At 71.0% G+C, this 20,205-nt stretch carries 21 protein-coding genes; 14 read left to right on the top strand and 7 right to left on the bottom strand.

The window, feature by feature from the left end; translation table 11 throughout:
- Positions 1-23 precede the first annotated feature (23 nt).
- The 5 genes from AC1ROY_RS04500 to AC1ROY_RS04480 all read left to right on the top strand — a co-directional run bounded on the left by AC1ROY_RS04500 (position 24) and on the right by AC1ROY_RS04480 (position 4,002).
- A complete protein-coding gene (locus AC1ROY_RS04500; RefSeq protein ID WP_493147380.1) occupies positions 24-758 on the top strand; it encodes a prephenate dehydrogenase/arogenate dehydrogenase family protein in 735 nt (244 codons plus the stop codon).
- 51 nt (positions 759-809) lie between these two features.
- Positions 810-1,559: an SDR family oxidoreductase gene (locus tag AC1ROY_RS04495; protein ID WP_493147379.1), complete on the top strand. Its 750-nt coding sequence runs from the start codon at positions 810-812 to the stop codon at positions 1,557-1,559.
- Between the two features lie 67 nt (positions 1,560-1,626).
- The gene (locus AC1ROY_RS04490; RefSeq protein ID WP_493147378.1) at positions 1,627-2,589 is read left to right on the top strand and encodes a Bug family tripartite tricarboxylate transporter substrate binding protein; all 963 of its coding nucleotides are present in this window, start codon (positions 1,627-1,629) and stop codon (positions 2,587-2,589) included.
- 1 nt (position 2,590) lies between these two features.
- On the top strand, positions 2,591-3,085 hold the full coding sequence (locus AC1ROY_RS04485; RefSeq protein ID WP_493147377.1) for a 2'-5' RNA ligase family protein: 495 nt from the start codon (positions 2,591-2,593) through the stop codon (positions 3,083-3,085).
- Between the two features lie 65 nt (positions 3,086-3,150).
- Positions 3,151-4,002: a fumarylacetoacetate hydrolase family protein gene (locus tag AC1ROY_RS04480; RefSeq protein WP_493147376.1), complete on the top strand. Its 852-nt coding sequence runs from the start codon at positions 3,151-3,153 to the stop codon at positions 4,000-4,002.
- 52 nt (positions 4,003-4,054) lie between these two features.
- Here the strand turns inward: AC1ROY_RS04480 and AC1ROY_RS04475 are convergent, their stop codons facing one another.
- The 3 genes from AC1ROY_RS04475 to AC1ROY_RS04465 form a co-directional block, all read right to left on the bottom strand.
- The gene (locus tag AC1ROY_RS04475) at positions 4,055-6,139 is read right to left on the bottom strand and encodes an O-linked N-acetylglucosamine transferase, SPINDLY family protein (RefSeq protein ID WP_493147375.1); all 2,085 of its coding nucleotides are present in this window, start codon (positions 6,137-6,139) and stop codon (positions 4,055-4,057) included.
- 682 nt (positions 6,140-6,821) lie between these two features.
- Complete coding sequence (locus AC1ROY_RS04470) at positions 6,822-7,604, bottom strand: FkbM family methyltransferase (RefSeq protein ID WP_493147374.1); 783 nt, start codon at positions 7,602-7,604, stop codon at positions 6,822-6,824.
- A 28-nt stretch (positions 7,605-7,632) separates the two neighbouring features.
- Positions 7,633-8,823 (bottom strand): glycosyltransferase family 61 protein, encoded by a 1,191-nt coding sequence (locus tag AC1ROY_RS04465; protein WP_493147373.1) that lies wholly within the window; start codon positions 8,821-8,823, stop codon positions 7,633-7,635.
- 143 nt (positions 8,824-8,966) lie between these two features.
- On the opposite strand from AC1ROY_RS04465, the gene AC1ROY_RS04460 reads away from it, so the two are divergent.
- The 7 genes from AC1ROY_RS04460 (at position 8,967) to AC1ROY_RS04430 (ending at position 13,280) form a co-directional block, all read left to right on the top strand.
- Positions 8,967-9,938, top strand: a complete 972-nt coding sequence (locus tag AC1ROY_RS04460; RefSeq protein ID WP_493147372.1) for a Bug family tripartite tricarboxylate transporter substrate binding protein — start codon at positions 8,967-8,969, stop codon at positions 9,936-9,938.
- A gap of 80 nt (positions 9,939-10,018) precedes the next feature.
- A complete protein-coding gene (locus AC1ROY_RS04455; RefSeq protein WP_493147371.1) occupies positions 10,019-10,540 on the top strand; it encodes a prolyl-tRNA synthetase associated domain-containing protein in 522 nt (173 codons plus the stop codon).
- Between the two features lie 76 nt (positions 10,541-10,616).
- Positions 10,617-11,549 (top strand): tetratricopeptide repeat protein, encoded by a 933-nt coding sequence (locus AC1ROY_RS04450; protein WP_493147370.1) that lies wholly within the window; start codon positions 10,617-10,619, stop codon positions 11,547-11,549.
- Entirely contained in the window at positions 11,549-12,226 is a 678-nt protein-coding gene (locus AC1ROY_RS04445) for an LON peptidase substrate-binding domain-containing protein (protein WP_493147369.1), read from the top strand. Before AC1ROY_RS04450 ends, AC1ROY_RS04445 begins: the two co-directional genes overlap by 1 nt.
- 9 nt (positions 12,227-12,235) lie before the next feature.
- Positions 12,236-12,430: a Trm112 family protein gene (locus AC1ROY_RS04440; RefSeq protein WP_493147368.1), complete on the top strand. Its 195-nt coding sequence runs from the start codon at positions 12,236-12,238 to the stop codon at positions 12,428-12,430.
- The gene (locus tag AC1ROY_RS04435) at positions 12,430-12,780 is read left to right on the top strand and encodes a gamma-butyrobetaine hydroxylase family protein (protein ID WP_493147367.1); all 351 of its coding nucleotides are present in this window, start codon (positions 12,430-12,432) and stop codon (positions 12,778-12,780) included. The genes AC1ROY_RS04440 and AC1ROY_RS04435 overlap by 1 nt, the downstream gene beginning before the upstream one ends.
- Positions 12,781-12,917: 137 nt before the next feature.
- A complete protein-coding gene (locus AC1ROY_RS04430) occupies positions 12,918-13,280 on the top strand; it encodes a hypothetical protein (protein ID WP_493147366.1) in 363 nt (120 codons plus the stop codon).
- Here AC1ROY_RS04430 and AC1ROY_RS04425 read toward each other — a convergent pair.
- Positions 13,277-15,076 carry a glycosyltransferase gene (locus tag AC1ROY_RS04425; RefSeq protein WP_493147365.1) on the bottom strand — a complete coding sequence of 600 codons (1,800 nt, stop codon included), beginning with the start codon at positions 15,074-15,076 and terminating at the stop codon, positions 13,277-13,279. The genes AC1ROY_RS04430 and AC1ROY_RS04425 overlap by 4 nt on opposite strands.
- 167 nt (positions 15,077-15,243) lie before the next feature.
- Complete coding sequence (locus AC1ROY_RS04420; RefSeq protein WP_493147364.1) at positions 15,244-16,668, bottom strand: mannose-1-phosphate guanylyltransferase/mannose-6-phosphate isomerase; 1,425 nt, start codon at positions 16,666-16,668, stop codon at positions 15,244-15,246.
- A gap of 104 nt (positions 16,669-16,772) precedes the next feature.
- On the opposite strand from AC1ROY_RS04420, the gene AC1ROY_RS04415 reads away from it, so the two are divergent.
- Together AC1ROY_RS04415 and AC1ROY_RS04410 are read left to right on the top strand one after the other, a co-directional pair.
- Positions 16,773-18,119, top strand: coding sequence for a glycosyltransferase family 4 protein (locus AC1ROY_RS04415; RefSeq protein ID WP_493147363.1), 1,347 nt, complete (start codon positions 16,773-16,775; stop codon positions 18,117-18,119).
- A complete protein-coding gene (locus AC1ROY_RS04410; protein ID WP_493147362.1) occupies positions 18,116-18,667 on the top strand; it encodes a DUF4214 domain-containing protein in 552 nt (183 codons plus the stop codon). The genes AC1ROY_RS04415 and AC1ROY_RS04410 overlap by 4 nt, the downstream gene beginning before the upstream one ends.
- On the opposite strand, the gene AC1ROY_RS04405 is transcribed toward AC1ROY_RS04410, so the two are convergent.
- Entirely contained in the window at positions 18,664-19,377 is a 714-nt protein-coding gene (locus AC1ROY_RS04405) for a 2OG-Fe dioxygenase family protein (protein WP_493147361.1), read from the bottom strand. The genes AC1ROY_RS04410 and AC1ROY_RS04405 overlap by 4 nt on opposite strands.
- A complete protein-coding gene (locus AC1ROY_RS04400; protein WP_493147360.1) occupies positions 19,374-20,138 on the bottom strand; it encodes a (Fe-S)-binding protein in 765 nt (254 codons plus the stop codon). Before AC1ROY_RS04400 ends, AC1ROY_RS04405 begins: the two co-directional genes overlap by 4 nt.
- Between the last annotated feature and the right edge of the window lie 67 nt (positions 20,139-20,205).

Genomic DNA, 20,205 nt, shown 5'->3' with positions numbered 1-20,205 from the left:
GCAGAATCTGCAGAGGCTCCACCGTGTTCCACGACAGCGATATCGGCATCATCGGCTTCGGCGCCTTCGGGCGGCTGATGGCGCGGCATCTCCACCCGCATTTCCGCCTCCGCGCCTACGACCCCGCGCTGCCGCCCGGACTCCATGGGACCGTGAAGCTGACAGGGCTCGCGGAAGCGGCCTCCTGCCCGATCGTGATCCTGGCCACGCCTGTCGGCGCGATGGAGGACACGGTCCGCGCCATCGGCCCGCATTTGCCGCGGGGGGCGCTCGTCCTCGACGTCGGATCGGTGAAGGTCCTTCCGGCGGAGATCATGAGGCGCGGCCTGCCCGACCATGCCGACATCGTCGCGACCCACCCGCTCTTCGGCCCGCAGAGCGCCCGCGATGGGATCCGCGGCCTGAAGATCGCCGTCTGCCCGATCCGCGGCCGCCGCGGGCTTGTTGTCGCCGCCTTCCTGCGCAAGGTGCTGGGCCTCGATGTCATCCTGACCACCCCCGCGGCGCATGACCGGGAGGCCGCGATGGTCCAGGGCCTGACGCATCTCATCGCCAAGGTGCTCGTCCAGATGGAGCCCCTGCCGACGCGCATGACCACGCGCAGCTTCGAGCTGATCCGGCAGGCCGTCGGCATGGTCCGCGACGACGCGCCCGAGGTCTTCCGCGCCATCGAGCGCAGCAATCCCTACGCGCCGGAAGTCCGCCGGCGCTTCTTCGACCTGGCCTCCGCGCTCGATGCCGAGCTCGCCGGTGGTTGACGCCGCGCCGCTCCCGCGCCCGAATGCGCCCATAAACCTCGGGAGGGAATCATGGCAGGACGTCTGGCGGGCAAGCGGGCCTTCGTGACCGCGGCGGGACAGGGGATCGGGCGCGCGAGCGCCATCGCCATGGCGGCGGAGGGCGCCTCGGTCATCGCCACCGACCGCGACGGGGCCAAGCTGGCGGGGCTGGAAGCGCATGGCATCACCACGAAGGCGCTGGACGTGCTGGACGACAAGGCGGTCGAGGCCGCCGTCACCGGCGCCGGCACGCTCGACATCCTCTTCAACTGCGCGGGCTTCGTGCACCAGAACACGGCGCTGACCTGCACGGACGAAGAGTGGGACTTCGCCTTCGCGCTGAACGTGCGCGCCATGTGGCGCTGCCTGCGCGCGGCGCTGCCGGGCATGCTGGCGGCCGGGCATGGCAGCATCATCAACATGGCCTCGGCCGCGGGCAGCATCAAAGGCGCGCCCAACCGCTTCGTCTACGGCACGACCAAGGCCGCGGTGATCGGCATGACGCGCGCCGTCGCGGCCGACACGGTGACGCAGGGCGTGCGCTGCAATTGCCTCGCGCCCGGCACGGTGGACACGCCGAGCCTCGGCGACCGCATCGCGGCCAATGCGACGGCGGCCGGCGGGCTGGAGGCTTCGCGCGCGGCCTTCATCGCGCGGCAGGCGATGGGGCGGCTGGCGACGGCGGAGGAGATGGCGGCGCTGGTCGTCTATCTCGCCAGCGACGAGAGCACCTTCGTCACCGGCCAGGCCATGGTGATCGACGGCGGCTGGACGCTGTAGCGCATCCCGTTTGACAGCCGGCGCGGCGCGTTCCGATACTTCCGGAAAATCGTCCCGGGAGGACAAGATGAACACGTCGCGCCGCGCCCTGCTCGCCACGCCCGCCGCCTTGCTCGCCACACCTGCCCTGTCGCAGGGCACCTGGCCCAACCGGCCCGTCCGCATCTTCGTGGGCTTCCCCGCCGGCGGTACCACCGACATCCTCGGCCGCATCGCCGCGCAGATCCTGCAGGAGGAGCTGGGCCAGCCCTTCGTGGTCGAGAACCGGCCCGGCGCCGGCTCCAACATCGCCGCCCAGGCCGTGCTGCGCAGCCCGGCCGACGGCTACACCCTGCTGCTGGGCTCGCCCGGCACCAACGCCATCAACCCGCATCTCTACAGCAATTCCGGCTACGACCCGCGCACGGACTTCCTGCCGATCTGCCAGATCGCGGAAGTGCCCAACCTCATCGCCGCGCATCCCTCGCTCGGCGTGCGCGACGCGGCGGCGCTGATCGCGCTGGCGAAGCAGCGGCGCCTCTCCTACGGCGAGACGAGCATCGGCGGCTCGACCCATCTCTCCGCTGAGCTGTTCCGGCTGATGGGCGGCTTCGAGGCCACACATGTCTCCTATCGCGGCAGCTCGCCGATGATGGTGGACCTGCTGCCCGGTCGCATCGACTTCGGCTGCGACAACCTGCCGTCCATCCTGCCGCACATCCGCTCGCGCGCCCTGGTGCCGATCGGCGTCACCTCGACGGCGCGCTGGGCCGGCGCGCCCGATATCGCGGCGATCGGCGAGGCGCTGCCGGGCTACGAGGTCACCGCCTGGTTCGGCATCGTGGCGCCCAAGGGCACGCCGGCCGAGGTGATCCAGCGCGCCAATGCGGCGTTGCGCGCGGGCCTCACCAAGCCCGAGACGGTGGCGCGGCTGCAGGAGCTGGGCGCGACGCCGCTGCCCGGTCCGCCCGAGGAGTACCAGGCGCGCAATGTCGCGCAGTTCGACCGGATGGGCGAGCTGATCCGCCGCGCCGGCATCCGCGCGGAGTAGCGTGCCGACCGCGCTGACCTTCGCCTTCGACGCCACGACGCGGCACCGCATCGAGGCGCTCTGGGCCAGGCTCGACGCGGCGGGCATCGGCGACCCGTCGCTGCGCGCGGGCCACCCGCCGCATCTGACGCTTGCCGTCGTCGATGGAGAGGTGACGGAGGCCGATGTCGCCCCGTCCGTGCCCCTGCTGACGCTGACGCATCTGGGATTCTTCGCCGCACCGGTGCCGGTGCTCTTCCTCGCACCGACGGTCACCTTCGAGCTGCTGGAAGCGCAGGCGCTCGCGGCCACGGGGCTGTGCGGATTTCCACTGCGGCCGCATTTCGCCCCGGGCCACTGGGTCCCGCACGTCACCCTCGCGCAGGGCTTCGCCGATGCGTCGCGCGCCCTGGCTGCGCTCGGCCCCATCGACCTGCCGATGGAGGCGATCGTCGAAGCGGTGGAGCTGGTGGCCTTCCCGCCCGCGCGCGTCGTCGCGCGCTACGCGACCGGCTGACCGGGACTTCGCGCCGCGGAGTTTCCCGTGCACTCTCCGCCCGTTCGTCTGGAGGAACACGATCCATGAAACTGCTCCGCTACGGCCCCAAGGGCCAGGAAAAGCCCGGCCTGCTCGACGCATCCGGCACCATCCGCGACCTCTCCGCGCTGGTCCCCGACATCAACGGCGACACGCTCGCGCCCGGCGCGCTGAAGAAGCTCGCCTCGGTCGATCCCGCGACGCTGCCGGCCGTCAGCGGCAATCCGCGCCTCGGCTCGGCCGTCATCGGCATGAAGAACCTGATCTGCATCGGGCTGAACTACGCCGACCACGCCGCCGAGACGGGCGCCGCGCTGCCGAAGGAGCCGATCGTCTTCATCAAGTCGCTCGGCGCGCTGAACGGCCCCTTCGACGACATCATCATCCCCAAGAACTCGGTGAAGACCGACTGGGAATGCGAGCTCGCGGTCATCATCGGCACCACGGCCCGCTACGTGACGGAAGAGGCCGCGCTGGACCATGTGGCCGGCTACGCCGTCGGCAACGACGTCTCCGAGCGCGAGTGGCAGGCCGAGCGCGGCCCGACCTGGGACAAGGGCAAGGGCTTCGAGACCTTCGGCCCGCTCGGTCCCTATGTCGTCACCAAGGACGAGGTCGCGGACCCGCAGAACCTGAAGATGTGGACGGACGTGGATGGCGTCCGCCAGCAGGACGGCAGCACCAAGACCATGATCTTCGGCGTGAAAACGCTGGTGAGCTATGTCAGCCAGTGCATCACGCTCTTCCCGGGCGACGTGATCTTCACCGGCACGCCGCCGGGAGTGGGCCTCGGCAAGAAGCCGACGCCGTGGTTCCTCAAGGCCGGGCAGCAGCTGAAGGTCGGCATCGAGGGGCTGGGCGAGCAGGTCTCGAACACGGTCGCCTACAAGGGGTGACGTGACAGGCCGGCGGGATGGCCCTCCGAGGAGGCATCCCGCCGGCTTCGCGTCATTCCTCCGCGATGGACAGGGCCGAGGGCGCCAACCCGGATCGATGGCGGTCCACCATCCCCGAATAGGCCGTCTCCAGGTTCCGGACGAAGCGCGGCGTGTCGAACAGCGGCGCCGTGTCGCGCATTGCCGCGAGCTTCGCCCGCAGCGCCGCACGCGCCCCTTCATCCGCGCAGAGCCGCAGCAGCAGGGCCTCATGCGCCGCCAGACCAGGCGAAGCGAGCTCCGGCACGCCCGCGGCGGTGACGATGCTGGTCGAGACGCGTGCGGCGAAGACCTCGCCGGTGATGGCGAGCTGGGGACAGCCCGCCCAGAGCGCGTCCGACGCCGTGGTGTGGCTGCCGTAGGGAAGGGTGTCCAGCGCAAGGTCGGCCAGCCTGTAGCGCGCCAGGTGCTGGTCGAGCGGCAGCAGCGGCGCGAAGATGAGCCGCGCCGGATCGATCCCGCGGGCGGCCGCCTCGCGCCGGAGGTTGCCGGCCGCCGCCTCGATCGGCTCCAGCAGCCAGAGCACGGCGTCCGGCACCGCCGCCAGCGCCCGCATCCAGATCCCGAACACCTCCGGCGTGATCTTCATCGACTGGCAGAAGCAGGCCAGCACCAGGCCGGAGGGCGGGAGGCCAGCCGCGGCCCGATCCGGCGTCTCGGCGATCCTGCGCTGGCGGTCGTTCGGTTGGTAGCAATGCGGCAGGCGCACCAGCTTCTCGGTGTAGTGCGTGTCGGCGCCCGGTGGCGCGATGACGGGGTCCACGATCGCATAGTCGATCCAGTCCGCGCCCAGCGTGGCAGGGAAGCCCAGCCAGGTGGCCTGCACCGGGGCCGGCCGCCGGGCCATCGCCGGCTGGCGATTGTTCTCGGTCCAGCCCTTCAGGTCGACGAGCAGGTCGATGCCGTCGCCGGCGATGCGCTCGGCGAGGGCGCGGCAGGACAGCGCGGCAACGTCATGGAACGCCTCCACCCCCTCGCGCAGCCTTCGGCGCGTGGCGCTGCCGTCATCCCGGCCGACCGTATAGGCCGAGACGTGGAACCGGCCGCGATCATGGCGTTCCAGCGCCTCGGCGATCAGGTAGGCGGTGGCGTGCTCGTGGAAATCGGCGGAGAGGTAGCCGAGGCGGATGCGGTCCCCCGCCTGCGCCGAGCCCACCGCCGGCGCGGGCAAGGGCGACCGGCGCTGGGTCGCGGCGAGCGCTTCCAGCACGCGGCGCATGTAGGCCGGCGAAGCCTCCTGGTACAGCAGGTCGGAGGGATCCGGCGGCGGCCCGCCGGCGGTCTTCATCCGGGCCCGCAGCGCATCGCGCCCCCGCCATTCGCAGGCCATGGACCGCGCACCGAGCAGCATGCCCAGCATCGGGCCGGGACCCCGGCCGGCGCCGGCCTCCACCGGGCCGGCGAGCAGCCGGATCGCCTCCGGCACACGGCGCTGGTGCATCAGCAGCTCCGCGAGGTTGGTCAGCGCGGCGGCATGCTCCGGCTCCAGATCCAGGGAGGTGCGGAAGGCTGCCTCCGCCAGATCGAGGCGCCCGAGCTGCCGCAGAACGACGCCCAGGCTGTTGCGCAGGCAGGGATCGCCGGGCCGGAGCGCCACCGAGCGCCGGACCAGCGGCTCGGCCTCCGCTTCGCCGCCCATCTGGCCCAGCAGGCTGCCCAGGAGGCCGAGAGCCGTGGCGTGGTCCGGCTCCAGCGCCAGCACGCGACGCAGCGCCTCTTTCGCGGGCAGGGGCTGGCCGCGCGCCCGCAGGGCCTGGGCAAGGCCCAGCCATCCGGCGGCCTGGTCCGGCCGGATCCGCGTGAGGGTGGCGAAGGCCTCGGACGCCTCGGCATGGCGCTCCAGCCTGAGCTGCGCCAGGCCCAGATTGTGCCAGGCCTCGGCATGGTCCGGCCAGGCCGCCACCGCGCGGCTCAGGAGCTTCACGGCCAGGCTGCGCTTGCCCAGCTGGAGCTGCAGGGCACCGGCCAGTCCCAGCAACGCCGGGTCCTGCGGCCGTGCCGCCAGGGCGCGATCATAGAGCGGCGCCGCCTCGGCCCACCGCCCCGACTGATGCAGCAGCAGTGCCTGCTCGGCGAGCTTCGTTACGCTGACCGACATTACCGATTCCCAAGCCGCGGCCCGGATTCAATAAAGTATCCTTAACAAAATCAATGGATATTCGTGGGGACGGAAAATCCGGCATATCGCCTGCGATCCCAGAAGAAACGCGACGTTTCGTAGCTTCTTGGGGATCTGTGGAATTTAATGATGGGTTATGAAACTCATAGATCTGATGATGCTGTAGTAATGATCTCGACCCTGCCAGCTCACCCCGTCATGGACAGGACACTTTCGCTCCGGAGCCCGGCCTTTCCCCATCCGATTTTCAGATGGCTCCATCCATCGCGCGCAGGCGGGGCGTTCCCCAGGTGCTGGCCCGGATCGAAGATGTCCCGCCTCCAGGCGCAGAGGCCGACGGGCTGGGATTCGGGAGGATGCGCGGATGAACTCCAGGCCTCCCGGGCCGTCGGTGATCCTGCAGATGGATTTCGCGGTGCCGCCCCGGCCGCCCGCTCGCGCTTTCCATCGCCGCCGAGACTCCCGGCGTCGTCTGGAAGATCTGAACCGGGGATCACGCCGCCGGCCGCGCCGGTGGTCTCTACGCCTTCGCCCCGCGGAAGGACGCACCCAGCCACCGCGCCATGCACGAGGTGAGCTTCGCCGCCCGCAGGGCCAACGACATCCGGGTCGCGCTGGGGGACAACGCGCCGCTCTCGGCGATCACGCGGGGCGCAGGTGGCTAGCTGATCCCCTCCATGTCGCCGACCAGGCGGCTATGGATGAAGACCGGGTTGCAGCGCCGCGACACCGGCCGCCCGCCGAACTTGAACTCGAAGGCCTCGCCGTAGATGCGGAAGAGGTAGAAGCCGGCCTGCCCCAGCACGGTCTGGAAGTCGCGCAACGGCACATGGGTCTGGTTGTAGTCGTTCGTCGCGGCCTCGACCTGTACGAAGTCGGCGATGTGCAGCAGCGGGCCGAAGCCTCTGACGACCTCGAGGTCGTGCCCCTCGGTGTCGACCTTGAGGAAGGAAATGTGGTCGATGCCCCGCTCGCGGCAGAAATCCGCGCCGGCGACGATGTCGACCTCCTGCCGCCGGACCTTCCGCGGCGGCGGCTCCGGAACCGCGGGCGGCGGGCCTCCCGGCGCCCGCCCCAGCGCCTGCGCGAGGGTGGGCCGTTCCGCGAGCGGCTTCGGCATGGTCAGCCGGTTGTCGAACGAGGTCCCGGCGGCGATCATGGCGCCGCGCTCCGTCGCCGCCCCGAGCGCGAGGTTCATCGCCTCGATGCCCGGATGCCCCGCGACATTGGCCTGGAGCTTCGCGAAGCTGCGGGCGGCGGGCTCGAAGGCGTAGATCCTTGCCCCGGGCAGCGCCTCCGCCAGCGGCAGGCAGGACTGGCCCAGATTGGCGCCGACATCGAGGATGGTGCGGAAGCTGTAGCCCGGCACGCGCGCCGAGATGTCGCGGATCACGCGTGGCGCATTCGCGAGCTCCGGTGCCGGCTGCACGATCTCCCTTACCATCCGAGAATCCCCTTCTGCGACGGCACGGTCATGCCGCCATCGCCTCGATCGTCCGCACCAGCTCCTCGACATCGATCTGGATGTCGGAATTGCAGCGGTTGCCCCTGCGGTCCGGCTTCACCTCCTTCGCGAAGAGTTGCGCATAGGGCAGGCCGAAGATGTCCGCGAGGCTGCGATAGGAGGTGACGCCCTGGTCGTAGCCCTCGGGCACCAGCTCCACCACCGGCGTCCCCGCGTCGCAATAGACGATGTTGGAGAGGCCCGCCCCATGCGGCGAGACGATCATCGCGGCGTCGCGGAAGGCCCGCACCTGCTCGCGCACGGGATGCACGGCATTGTCGAAGATCTCGAAGCCCAGCCGGCGCAGCGCCTCCTCCACCGCCGCCTCGTTGACCACGCGGCGCATGCCGACGTTGCGGCGCGGGACATAGAGCCTCCGCTTCGGGCCCCGCCAGAGCTCCAGCACGCGGGGATGGTCGCGCAACGTCTCGGTGATCAGCGGCGAGATCTCGTAGCGGCCGAAGGCCATGGGCGAGACCAGCACCAGGCGGTCGAAGACCGTCGGCGCCTCGAGATGGATCACCTCGTGCTGCGGCACGCCGAGGAATTCCAGCGTCTCCGGCACGTAGCGCTTGCGCGGCATCGGCACGGCGAGCTGCTCGACATCCGGGATGGCCTGGTACTGCGCCACGCGCGAGGCGTAGCGCAGGGTCCAGTTGAAGTAGTTGTCGGCCAGCCCGTAGCCGAGCAGGAAGCTCCGGCCGGGCACGCGATAGGCGGGCGGAACGGTGTCGTCGGCGATCGGCGTCGCCGAGGAGCCCATCGCGGCCCAGAAGCGCTCCAGCTGCCCCTCCGGGAAGACCGACTTCAGCATCTTCGGATTGCGGATCGTGTCGCGGACGAGATAGTCGCCCACGGCGACGATGCCGAAGGGCGGGTAGACGATCGCCTGCTCCAGCTCGACGACCCAGAAGCGCGAGAGGCGCGCCTCGCCGCGGTACTGCTCGTCATAGGTCCGCCAGCGCTCCGCCAGCTCCGGCTCGGTGATGCTCGGCCCGATGGGCGGCACGAGTTCCTGGCGGAGATCCGGCGCGTCGAGGACGGAGCGCCCGCCGAAGAAGGGCTGATGCGGGCCGATGATCTGCCGGGAAATCCGGCTGGTCGGCACCGGGGCGCCCATGATCTCGTTGATGCCGGTGATCCGGAAGGCTTCGCTCATCCGGCTGTCCGGGAGGTCGCGGCACGATCGCGGGGTGGCTGCAAGATGTCTCTCCGATGGCTTCGACGCGCCGCAAACGAGCCGGCTTTGCCGGCAATCGCATGCAGGGCATGATAAGCGGCAAACCTGCTCCGGGAAACTCCATGAAACGTCGTGCCATTCTTGCCCTCGCCGCGGCGCCGATCGTCTCCCCCCTGGCCGCCCCGGCGATCGCCCAGACCTTCGACCGGCCCTTCCGTCTCGTGGTGCCCTTCGCGCCGGGCGGGACGAGCGACATCCTCGGCCGCATCCTGGCGCCGGAGCTGACGCGCCTGCTGGGCCAGAACGTGGTGGTGGAGAACCGCAGCGGTGCGGCGGGCAACCTCGGCGCCCAGCTCGTGGCCCAGAGCAACCCGGACGGGCAGACCATCCTGCTCATCGATACGGGCGTGCTGGCGACGGCGCCCTCGCTCTACACGCGGTTGCCCTTCGACCCCTCGAAGGACCTCGCCACGGTCAACCTGCTGATCTACGCGCCCTATATCCTGGCGCTGCACCCATCGGTCCCGGCGCGCAACGCCGCCGAGCTGGTGGCCCGCGCCAAGGCGAATCCCAACTCCATCAACGTCGCCAATTCGGGCGTGGGCGCGGCGAACCACCTGACGGCGCTGATGCTGGGCGCGCATTGGGGCGCCGAGCTGATGCAGGTGCCCTATCGCGGCGGCGCCGCGGCGCTGGCCGCCGTCACAGGCGGCGAGGCGCAGCTCATCGTCAACGGCGCGACCGCCACCGCGCCCTTCGTGAAGGACGGGCGCCTGCGCGGCATCGCCGTCTCCGGCCCGCACCGCCTCGCCGACTTCCCGGAACTGCCGACCTTCTCCGAGCTCGGCTGGCCCGCCGGCGACAGCGGCACTTGGCAGGGCGCGCTGGTGACCGGCGCCACGCCCGCGCCGATCATCGCCCGGCTCGACGAGGCCTTCCGGGCCGCGCTGGCAGTACCCGACGTCGCGCGCCGCATGGGGGAGCTGGGCGCCGAGGTCCGCGCCATGGGCCCCGCGCCCTTCCGCACCTGGCTCGCCAACGAGACCGAGACCTGGGGCCAGGTGGTCCGCGCGAACAACGTGAAGCTGGATTAGACGTGGTCCGCTGACGTGGATCACGGCAGAACTTGGCCGAGGGGGCGATTCATCGCTGCGGCGATGATCGGGGTGAGCGAATGCAGGCGGACACCGCGCTGATGGAGACGCCGGCAGGGCTGCTGGCACGGCTGGCCGCCGCCGGCATCGAGGTCCGCACGGTGGAGCACCAGGCGGTCTTCACCGTCGCGGAATCGGAATCCGTGCGCGACGGGATGCCGGGCGCGCATTCCAAGAACCTCTTCCTCGCCCCGGCGAAGGGCGAGGGTCCCTACGCGCTTGCCGTCCTGGAGGCCGAGCGGAAGGTCTCCGTCAACGCCCTGGCCCGCGCGGCCGGCTGGGGCAAGGTGAGCATGGCGTCGGCGGAGGCGCTCGTCGCCACCCTCGGCGTCACGCCGGGCAGCGTCACCCCCTTCGGGCTGGTGAACGCGCCGCCGGGCTCCGTTCGGGTGGTGCTGGACGCCGCCCTGGCCGAGGCGCCGGACCTCGCCTGGTTCCACCCGCTGGTGAACACCGCTTCCACCGGCATCCGGCCTGCGGATTTATTGCGCTTCCTCAATGGCCTCGGCCATGAGGTGGCGGTGCTGAGGCTGGATCCTTGACGCGGGAGACAAGCCGCACGGCTTGTCTTATGCCCGACTCCACAACATCTCTCTGCTTTCGCCAGGACCGACCCCGATGGACGTGATCTTAGACCCCAACCAGCCGAATGCCGCGGGCCCGGACCCCGTGATGGACGGCGACCAGAAGACCTTCATGCAGGACGTGGTCGAGGCCTCGCGCCAGGTTCCCGTGCTCGTGGACTTCTGGGCGACCTGGTGCGGCCCCTGCAAGACGCTGACGCCGACGCTGGAGAAGGTGGTCCGCGCCTCGGGCGGCCGCGTGCGGCTGGTGAAGATCGACATCGACAAGAACCGCCAGCTCGTCCAGCAGCTGCAGCAGATCGGCCTGCCGATGCAGTCGGTGCCGACCGTCGCCGCCTTCTGGCAGGGCCAGATCGCCGACCTCTTCCAGGGCGCCCTGCCCGAGAGCGAGGTGAAGAAGTTCATCGAGAACCTGCTCAAGGTCGCCGGCGGCCAGATGCCCTCCGCCGAGCTGATCGGCGAGGCCAAGGAGCTCTTCGAGGCACAGGACTACACCGGCGCGCTGGAGATCTACGCCGCCCTCGCGCAGCAGGAGCCGGAGAATGTCGAGGCCCTCGCCGGCCTCGCCCGCTGCCTGATCGCCCTGGACGAGGAGCAGCAGGCCAAGGACATGCTCGACAACCTCGACGCCAAGCTCCAGGCCAGCCCCGAGATCTCCGCCGTCCGCGCGCAGATCGAGCTGGCCGAGGCCGGGCGCATCGCCCAGTCGAAGTTCGGCATCTTCGAGGAGCGGCTGGCCGCGGATCCGGACGACCACGAGGCCCGCATCGAGCTCGCCGTCGCGCTCAACGCCGCCGAGAAGCGAGTCGAGGCCGCCCAGCAGCTGCTGGAGGCCATCAAGCGCGACCGCGCCTGGAACGAGGAGGCCGCGCGCAAGCAGCTCCTCAAGTTCTTCGAGGCCTGGGGCTTCGACGATCCCGCGACGCTCAAGGCGCGGCGCGGGCTGTCGGCCTTGCTGTTCAGGTGATGAATCCCTTCCAGCCCGCGCCGGAGCAGCTGCCGGCCGAGATCGCGGTGTTTCCGCTCTCGGGCGCGCTGCTCCTGCCGGGCGGGAAGCTGCCGCTCAACATCTTCGAGCCCCGCTACCTCGCCATGGTGCTGGACAGCCTGGCCGAGGGCCGCATGTTCGGCATGGTCCAGGGCGACCCCGCCGCCGCCGGGACCGACCAAGGCGGCGGCCTCTACCATGTGGGATGCCTGGGCCGCATCTCCTCCTTCGCGGAGACGGAGGATGGGCGCCTGCTCATCACGCTGTCGGGCCTGCTGCGCTTCCGCGTCGCCGAGGAGCTGGCCCTGCGCCGCGGCTACCGGCGCGTGCGGGCGGACTACGCGCCCTATCTCGACGATCTCGACCCGCCCGAGCCCGGCGAGCTGCCGCGCGAGGCCATCCTGGCGGCGCTGAAGCCCTATTTCGTGGCCAAGGGCATCGACGCCAACTGGTCGGCCATCGAGCAGATGAGCTGCCCGGTGCTGGTCACCACCCTCTCCATGGTCTGCCCCTTCGCCGTGGCCGAGAAACAGGCGCTGCTGGAGGCCGCCACCCCGGTCGAGCGTGCCAACGACCTGGTCGCCCTGCTGCGCATGGCGGCGCATGGAACGTCCTGGGGGGGCGGGGAGCTTCCGCCGGGCGGACGGCCGAGCTAGGACTTCGCCATGACCGATACGCCCAAGACCGCCGGCGCCGTGGATCCCCAGCTCCTGGAGATCTTGGTCTGCCCGGTGACCAAGCAGCCGCTCCGCTACGACCGGGAGAAGGGCGAGCTGGTGAGCGAGGCGGCCGGCCTCGCCTATCCCGTGCGCGACGGCATCCCCATCATGCTGCCCGACCAGGCCCGCAAGCTGGATTGATGGCGACCTCCGTCACCGAGCTGCGCTACCGCTCGGCGGACAAGACCCTCGACGTCGCTTTCGACGACGGCAGCCGCTTCGCGCTGCCGGCGGAGTACCTGCGTGTGGAAAGCCCCTCGGCCGAGGTGCAGGGGCATGGGCCGGGGCAGAAGAAGCTCGTCACGGGGCGGCGGCACGTGGGCATCATGAAGATCGAGGCTGTCGGGAACTACGCCGTGCGGATCTTCTTCGACGACCTGCACGACACCGGCCTCTACACCTGGGAGACGCTCCACCAGCTGGGCCGCGAGCAGGCCGAACGCTGGGCGGAATACGAGCGGGCGCTCGCCGAGAAGGGACTGACGCGATAGAGGGACGCGGCGTCTGTCGCGTTCGTCACGCCGCCGGATCGAACGGCGAATTTCACGTTTCCCGGCCCCTGATCTTGTGGGAAGCCTCCGCCATCCATGGCACGGCATCATGTCGGCCGTGGCAAGGAAGCGCCTCCATGTCCCAGATCACCCGCCGCACCGTCGCGCTGGCCGCCCTTGCGGCCGGCTGGCTCGGCACCGCCACCGCCCAGACCCCGGCGGTGAAGCTGTTCAAGGTCGTCGGCCCGCGCGACGAGGTCACGATCGGCCTGACCGAGGCCGAGATGGCCGCCCTCGGCTCCGGGCCGGAGGTCGAGCGCATCGCCCGCGCCCTGGTCGCCAACGGCCAGCTCACCGCCTGGCAGTACGTCGTTGGCCGCGCGCCGGACGGCTCCACCCGCTTCGCCACCACGCGGCGGATCGCGGTGATGCGCAACGAGAGCCTGCGGATCGAGCCCTACACGGCCGCGCTGCCGGTGGCGCCGCCGCCGGCGAATTAGGCGAGCGCCTGGACTCCGAGGCGGCCCGTCACGTAGCGGAGCTGCAGCTCCGTCTCGGTCTCGGCGCAGATCATCAGCCCGGTCAGCTGCAGGGTCAGGACCCGCTCCTCGCCCGGCGGCCGCATCGCGCCCGAGGTGTCGATCTCGACGAGCAGGTCGCCCGGCTCGCAGGGCGGGATGACCAGCCGCAGGTGCCGCGCCTCGCCGGCGCCGAGCTCGGCGGCCATCCAGGGATCCGGCCCGGCGCCCGGGCGGATCGAGCGCAGCCGGACCCGGCTGGCGAGGCCGGGCACGCCCGTCACCTCCAGCGTCAGGACCAGCGTGCCGTGCGGCGGCGCGTGCATGGGCAGGCGCAGCCGCGCCGGGCCCGAGGTCGCCCAGATGCCCCAGCGCTCCTGCTCGCCCCAGCCCTCGCCCTCGCAGAGGAGCTGGTGCAGCAGGGCGAAGGGGGCCGGCAGGTCGGGCAGGTCGGGGATCTCCGGCCGCTCGAAGCCGATGCGCTCGCCGATCGGGAAGTAGAGGCGGCCCGACGGGTCGGGCAGCGGATCGGCCGGCGCCAGCAGGGTGGCGACCAGCCCCTCCGCCACCGCACGCCAGCTGCGGAGGGACACCCGGCCGGGAATGGCCTCCTCCAGCGCGCGGCGGCGTGCGGGATCGCGGATGAGGGACCAGGCGGCCTCGACCAGCTCCGGCTCGCTCTGGGGGGTGAAGTAGAGGGCGGCGCTGCCGCCGGCCTCGCGCAGGCTGGTGTGGTCGGGGGCCAGGGCGAGCTTGCCATGTGCCAGCGCCTCGGTGACGGGCAGGCCCCAGCCCTCGTAGAAGCTGTTGAAGACCGTGAAGAGGCAGCGCTCGTAGAGCCGGCCCAGCAGCGCGTCGCCGACGTGGCGCAGATGCGTCACCCGGCGCCGCAGCTCGGGCGCGGCCTCGATGAGGCGCAGGATCGGCGCGGCCTCGAAGCCGGGGCGGCCGACGAGGATCAGGTCCGGGATCACCGCGTCGCCGTGGCGGCGCAGCAGGGTCAGCCAGGCGTGCAGCAGCAGCAGATGGTTCTTTCGCGATTCCAGCGTCGCCACGCAGAGCACGAAGGGGCGGCCCTCACGCAGGACGGCGGGCAGTTCGTCCTCGGCGAGGGCTACGGAATCGGCCAGCGGCGGGAAGCGCGCGTCGAGCGGCATGACGCCGCAGGGGATGTCGAGCTGCGGCAGCAGGCGGCGCTGCCACTCCTGGAAATCATGGGCGGAGCGGGCGCTGATGGCCACCGCGCGGTCGATCTGCAGGCAGGTGGCCAGCAGGTGCTCGGCGAAGCTGCGCGAGAGCAGCGCCTCGCAATGCTCCGGCGCGGCGAGGGGAATGGCGTCGTAGAAGAGGGTGCAGATCACCGCGCCATGGGCGTGGCGCAGCTCGCGGAGGCGTCGGAGCTGCTGCGGGAAGGCGCCGGTGAGGCCCAGCGCGACCACACGGTCGCCGGACTGGAAGGCGAAGGGCGCGGCGGCGATGCGGGCGTCGCGCATCTCCTGGCGCAGGGCGATCCAGTCCTCGGCGTCCGGCGAGCCGCCCTGGCGCCCGCCGCGGATGAGGGCAGCCAGCACCGGCTGCGGGAAGGCGACGAAGGCGCCCTGCTCCATCGAAAAGGTCGCGAGATCGAAGAGCGGCGGGGCGCCGGTCTCGAAGCCCGCCTCCAGCAGCGCCATCTGCACCCGCGCGACGCCCATGGGCGCGCGGTTGCCCTCGAAGAATTCGAGCAGGTCCGTCAGGTCCACCACGATGCGCGGGGATGGCGTCCCGCCCTCAGGCACCGGGGGCGATCTCCCCAGCCACGGTGTCCGGTGATGTCAGGGAACGCGCAACACGAATCCGGCCGCACAGCGGCCGGCGCCGCCCAACCGACCTTCCGGCCCGGCGCTCCAGCCGCGCGGCGAAGCCAAGCCGCCGGAGGCGGCGCCCGGCGTCTGAGGGCATAAAATTAGCTTCTTCCATAGGTATCTTCGATGCGCACGATGTCGTCCTCGCCGAGATAGGAGCCCACCTGAACCTCGATGAGCGCCAGCGGGATCATGCCAGGATTCTCGAGCCGGTGCGTGCAGCCGAGCGGCAGGTAGACGCTTTGGTTCTCGGTCAGCAGGATGCTCTCGGCGTCGCGCCGCACCCGGGCCGTGCCGCTCACCACCACCCAGTGCTCGGCGCGATGGTGGTGCTTCTGCAGCGAGAGCTTGCCGCCGGGCCGCACGACGATCTGCTTCACCTGGAAGCGGTCGCCCAGGATCAGCCCCTCGTAATGGCCCCAAGGGCGGTACATGCGGCGATGCTCGGTGGCGCGCTTGTCGCCCTTGGCGCGCAGCCGCTCGACGATCTTCTTCACGTCCTGCGCCCGGTCGCGCGGCATCGCCAGCACGGCGTCGTCGTTGACGACGAGCACCACGTCCTTCAGGCCCAGCACGGCGGTCAGGATGCCCTCGGAGCGGACCAGGCAGCCCTCGGAATCCAGCGCCTCCACCGGGCCGTGCAGCACGTTGCCGTGGGAATCCTTGGGCGAAGCCTCCCACAGCGCGTCCCAGCTGCCCACGTCGCTCCAGCCGAGGTCGGCCGGGACCACGGCGGCATGGCGCGTGTGCTCCATCACCGCATAGTCGATCGAGACGGAAGGGGCCTTGCGGAACTCCTCCACGCCCAGGCGGATGAAGTCGAGGTCGCGGCCGGAGGCCGCCAGCGCCGCCCGCGCCGCCGTCAGCACCTCCGGCGCATGCTGCGCCAGCTCCTGCAGCAGGGTGGCCGCCGACGCCACGAACATGCCGCTGTTCCAGACGTGCTTTCCGTCGGTGGAGAGGCGCTGCGCGGTCTCGAGGTCCGGCTTCTCCTTGAAGCTGGCCACGATATGGACGCCGGGCACCTCCTCCAGCGTCGGGCCCATCTCGATATAGCCGAAGCCGGTGTGCGGCTGGTTCGGCCGGACGCCGAAGGTCACGATACGGCCGGTCCGCGCCGCCGCGGCGGCCAGCGCCATGGCGGCATGCAGGGCCGGCACGTCCTGGATCGCGGCGTCGGCCGCCATGATCCACATCACCGCATCGGCGTTGGCCTCGGCCACCAGCAGCGCGGCGACGGCGATGGCCGGGGCGGAGTTGCGGCCCTCCGGCTCCAGGACGATCTGGGGGTCGGCGATGCCGGCGTCGCGCAGCTGCTCGGCCACCAGGAAGCGGTGCGCCTCGCCCACCACGGCGATCGGCGGCGCGAAGCCGGGGCCGGAGGCACGGAGCGCCGTCTCCTGCACCATGGTCCGCCCGGTCAGCAGCGGCCAGAACTGCTTGGGATTCGACTCCCGCGACAGCGGCCAGAGCCGGCTGCCCGTTCCGCCCGAAAGGATGACGGGAACGATGTCGGTTGCACTCATGTGACGGAGCATTCCTGTATCTCAGTGCGGGAGGATGTGCCGGCAGATGCGGGTGATTTCATGGCAGCCTTGTCGCCTTGTCGCCGTGAAGGCAAGGTGGGTCCATGCCCGGTGACGCTCCTCGTATCTGGATGGACGGCTTCTCGCTGACCCATTCCCATGGCACCGGCATCTCCACCTATTCGCGGGGGCATGCGGCCACGCTGCGCGGGCTCGGCGCCAACCTCGGCATCCTCTACGGGCGCCCCATGCCGCGGCTCAAGGACGCGACGGAGCGGGAGGTCCGCTTCTTCGACGCGCGCGCCAAGCCCAACCGCTCGCTGCGCCAGCGGCTGATCGACATGGCGAGGGAGCCGCGCGGGCCGCTGGCCCAGCCGGTGCAGATCTCGCGCATGGTGGACAGCAGCGCCACCTCCGCCATCACCTACAAGAGCTTCACCACGGCCAGCCTACCGCCGGTGGACGAGCTGTGGAACGCCAACGACGCCTTCGGCCGCGCCCTGGTGAACTTCACGGTGACCGGCCGGCTGCTGCCCGTCCGGGTGCAGGGCACGCCGCCGGACCTCATGCACTGGACCTACAGCCACGCCATGCGGCTGGTCGGCACGCGCAACATCTACACCATCCACGACCTGATCCCGCTGCGGCTGCCCTGGGCGACGCTCGACATCAAGTCGCGCTGGCTGAACACGCTGCGCATCCTGGTGCGCGACGCCGAGCACATCGTGACGGTGTCGGAGCACGCGCGGCAGGACATCATCGAGCAGTTCGGCATCGCCGAGGACCGGATCACCAACACCTACCAGCCCGTCTTCCCGCCGGCCGAGCCGATGGACGAGACGATGTCCGTCGCGCGCCTGCGGGCGGCGCACGGGCTGGAGCCGCGCGGCTACTTCCTCTTCGTCTCCACCATCGAGCCGCGAAAGAATCTGGCGCGGCTGCTGGACGCCTATCTCGCCTCCGGCATCACGACGCCCTTCGTCATCGTCGGCAACGTGGCCGAGCACGGCAAGGACGAGATGCGCCTGCTGACCGAGGCCAGCGGCACCCGCACGGCCGATGGCCGTATCCGCCATCTCGGCTACGTGCCGCGGCTCGACGTGGACATCCTGCTGCGCCACGCCAAGGCGCTGTGCTTCCCGTCGCTCTACGAGGGCTTCGGCCTGCCGGCGATCGAGGCCATGCAGCTCGGCACGGCGGTGATGACCTCCAACACCTCCAGCCTGCCCGAGGTGGTGGGCGACGCTGCCGTGACCGTGACGCCGACCGACACGCGCGAAATGGCCGAGGCGCTGCGCGCGCTGGACGGTGACGCCGGTCTGCGCGGAAGGCTGGAGGAGGCCGGCCCCCGCCGCGCGGCCGAATTCAGCCCGGAGCGCTATGCCGAGCGGCTGGACGCCCTGTACCGGCGGCTCCGGATCACGCTGCCGAACGGAAAGGCCGCGGGATGATCACCGCGGGCGAGCTGCTGCACGGGTCCGACGCCGATTTCGTGGTGAATGCCTATCTGGCCGCGCTGGGGCGCTGGCCGGACGAGGCGGGGTTCGAGCATCACCTGGCCCTGATCGCCGGCCAGCTGGGGCGCCGGCTGGAAGCGCTGCAGCGCATCTACGGCTCCGAGGAGGGGCGGCTGAAGGCGCTGCCGCTCTCCCTGGACGCGACGCCCGTGCCGCCGGAGCAGGCCCTGGCCGCCCAGCTCCGCCTGCGCACGGATGCGCTGCGGGCCGAGATGGCGGCGTTGCGCGAGACGGCAGCGACCGGCTCCGTCGCCCCGGCCCTGGCGAGCGAGGTCTCGGCCCTGGGCGCGGACCTTGCCGCGCTGCGGACCGAGATGCGCGAGCGGCTGGCGGCCCTGGAGGCGCTGATCGCCGGGAAGCTGCCGGCGGCGCCCAGCCTCTCGCCGGCGATCTCGGTGGACTACGTGAACGACCTGATCGAGGCGGCACAGGCGCAGCTCGGGCACCGTCTGCGGGCGATCGAGAAGAAGCTGCTGGGTTAGGCCCGCTTCCAGGTCAGGACCAGCACGTCCCGGCTGGAGGGCAGCGCGTCGTCGGCCGGCTCCACCGGCGTCACGCCATGCATCACGCGGCGGTCGTCCACGATGACGAGGTCGAGCAGCCCGTCCAGCGTGAAGCGCGCCAGCTCATGGCCCTCATCGTCCGTCACCCGCGTCTCGCCGCCCTTCAGGTTGGTGCGCGCCAGCATGGCGATGAGCACCACGTCCACGCCGTCGTGATGCACGCCCTCGGGCGTCGGATGGCCCGGCGAGTTGGGCTGCGCCTGGACGCGGAACTGGTGCATCTCGACGAACCAGCGCGTGCCGGGGTGCAGCCGGTCCGCCACGTCGCGGCCGAGCTCCAGCAGGCCCTGGCAGAAGGGGTTCGCCACCGTCTCGTCCTCGACGGGCGCGAACCAGCGGTCCACGCCGCCGTTCAGCGTGTTGTGGACGGTGGCCTGGAAATGCGCGCGGTGCAGGCCGCGGCGGTGGCCGGACTCACCCGGGATCGCGGCAAAATTCGCCAGCCGGCGCAGGCGGTAGCGGCCGCCGTCGCGCATGAAGCCGTCCGTCTCCAGCCGCCGCCAGCTCTCGGCGAAATCGCGCAGCTCGGCGTCGGAGCCGCGGACCAGCTCGCGCACCTCGCCGGGCCCGCGGCGGGCAAAGCCGCGATCGGCGACCTCGTCGGCGATGCTGTCGAGGGTCAGGCTCATGGCGCCTCTCCGATCGGCGGGGCCTCGCGCGTCATGTCCGCCAGCACCTCGGCGACGTGTCGCACATGGATGGGGCTGCCCTCGCGGCGCAGGCGGCCGGCCATGTTGAGCAGGCAGCCCATGTCGCCGGCGAGCAGCGTGTCGGCGCCCGTGCCCTCGATGTCCTTCACCTTGTCGGTGACCATGCGGGTGGAGATCTCGGGGTACTTCACGCAGAAGGTGCCGCCGAAGCCGCAGCAGATCTCGGGCTCGGAGAGCTCCGCGACCTCCAGCCCCTCGACCGTATCGAGCAGCCGGCGCGGCTGCGCCTTCACGCCGAGCTCGCGCAGGCCGGCGCAGCTGTCGTGATAGGTGATGGTGCCGTCGTACTGCGCCTTCACCCGGTCCATCTCCATCACGTCGGTGAGGAAGGAGACGAGCTCGTGCGTCCTGGCCGCCATGGCCTCGGCCTTGCCGCGGTAGTGCGGGTCGATGTCGCCGAAGAGGCTGGGGTAGTGGTGCGCCATCATCCCGGCGCAGGAGCCAGAGGGCGCCACCACGTAGTCGTAGGCCGAAAAATTATCGATCACCTGGCGGGCGATCTCCTGGGCCGAGCGCCGGTCGCCGCCGTTGAAGGCGGGCTGGCCGCAGCAGGTCTGCGCCTCGGGGACGATGACCTCGCAGCCGGCCTCCTCGAGGAGCCGGATGGCCGCGAAACCCACCGTGGGCCGGTAGAGGTCCACGAGACAGGTGACGAAGAGGGCGACGCGGGGCTTGGCCATGGGGTGCAAGGCTATCGCCCTTTTGCCGTTCTTAGAAAGGGATATGGCCTTGCATGGTGCGGTCCGC

Source organism: Roseococcus sp. GW821-FHT12F05 (assembly GCF_058806835.1).
Note: the sequence above shows the minus strand (reverse complement) of the source record. Positions and strands in the feature narration are given on the sequence as shown.

Coding starts and splice junctions, on each gene's coding strand:
- AC1ROY_RS04495 (WP_493147379.1), top strand. CDS start 810: ATGGCAGGACGTCTGGCGGGCAAGCGGGCCTTCGTGACCGCGGCGGGA.
- AC1ROY_RS04490 (WP_493147378.1), top strand. CDS start 1,627: ATGAACACGTCGCGCCGCGCCCTGCTCGCCACGCCCGCCGCCTTGCTC.
- AC1ROY_RS04480 (WP_493147376.1), top strand. CDS start 3,151: ATGAAACTGCTCCGCTACGGCCCCAAGGGCCAGGAAAAGCCCGGCCTG.
- AC1ROY_RS04475 (WP_493147375.1), bottom strand. CDS start 6,139: ATGTCGGTCAGCGTAACGAAGCTCGCCGAGCAGGCACTGCTGCTGCAT.
- AC1ROY_RS04470 (WP_493147374.1), bottom strand. CDS start 7,604: ATGGTAAGGGAGATCGTGCAGCCGGCACCGGAGCTCGCGAATGCGCCA.
- AC1ROY_RS04465 (WP_493147373.1), bottom strand. CDS start 8,823: ATGAGCGAAGCCTTCCGGATCACCGGCATCAACGAGATCATGGGCGCC.
- AC1ROY_RS04460 (WP_493147372.1), top strand. CDS start 8,967: ATGAAACGTCGTGCCATTCTTGCCCTCGCCGCGGCGCCGATCGTCTCC.
- AC1ROY_RS04455 (WP_493147371.1), top strand. CDS start 10,019: ATGCAGGCGGACACCGCGCTGATGGAGACGCCGGCAGGGCTGCTGGCA.
- AC1ROY_RS04450 (WP_493147370.1), top strand. CDS start 10,617: ATGGACGTGATCTTAGACCCCAACCAGCCGAATGCCGCGGGCCCGGAC.
- AC1ROY_RS04445 (WP_493147369.1), top strand. CDS start 11,549: ATGAATCCCTTCCAGCCCGCGCCGGAGCAGCTGCCGGCCGAGATCGCG.
- AC1ROY_RS04440 (WP_493147368.1), top strand. CDS start 12,236: ATGACCGATACGCCCAAGACCGCCGGCGCCGTGGATCCCCAGCTCCTG.
- AC1ROY_RS04435 (WP_493147367.1), top strand. CDS start 12,430: ATGGCGACCTCCGTCACCGAGCTGCGCTACCGCTCGGCGGACAAGACC.
- AC1ROY_RS04430 (WP_493147366.1), top strand. CDS start 12,918: ATGTCCCAGATCACCCGCCGCACCGTCGCGCTGGCCGCCCTTGCGGCC.
- AC1ROY_RS04420 (WP_493147364.1), bottom strand. CDS start 16,668: ATGAGTGCAACCGACATCGTTCCCGTCATCCTTTCGGGCGGAACGGGC.
- AC1ROY_RS04415 (WP_493147363.1), top strand. CDS start 16,773: ATGCCCGGTGACGCTCCTCGTATCTGGATGGACGGCTTCTCGCTGACC.
- AC1ROY_RS04410 (WP_493147362.1), top strand. CDS start 18,116: ATGATCACCGCGGGCGAGCTGCTGCACGGGTCCGACGCCGATTTCGTG.
- AC1ROY_RS04405 (WP_493147361.1), bottom strand. CDS start 19,377: ATGAGCCTGACCCTCGACAGCATCGCCGACGAGGTCGCCGATCGCGGC.
- AC1ROY_RS04400 (WP_493147360.1), bottom strand. CDS start 20,138: ATGGCCAAGCCCCGCGTCGCCCTCTTCGTCACCTGTCTCGTGGACCTC.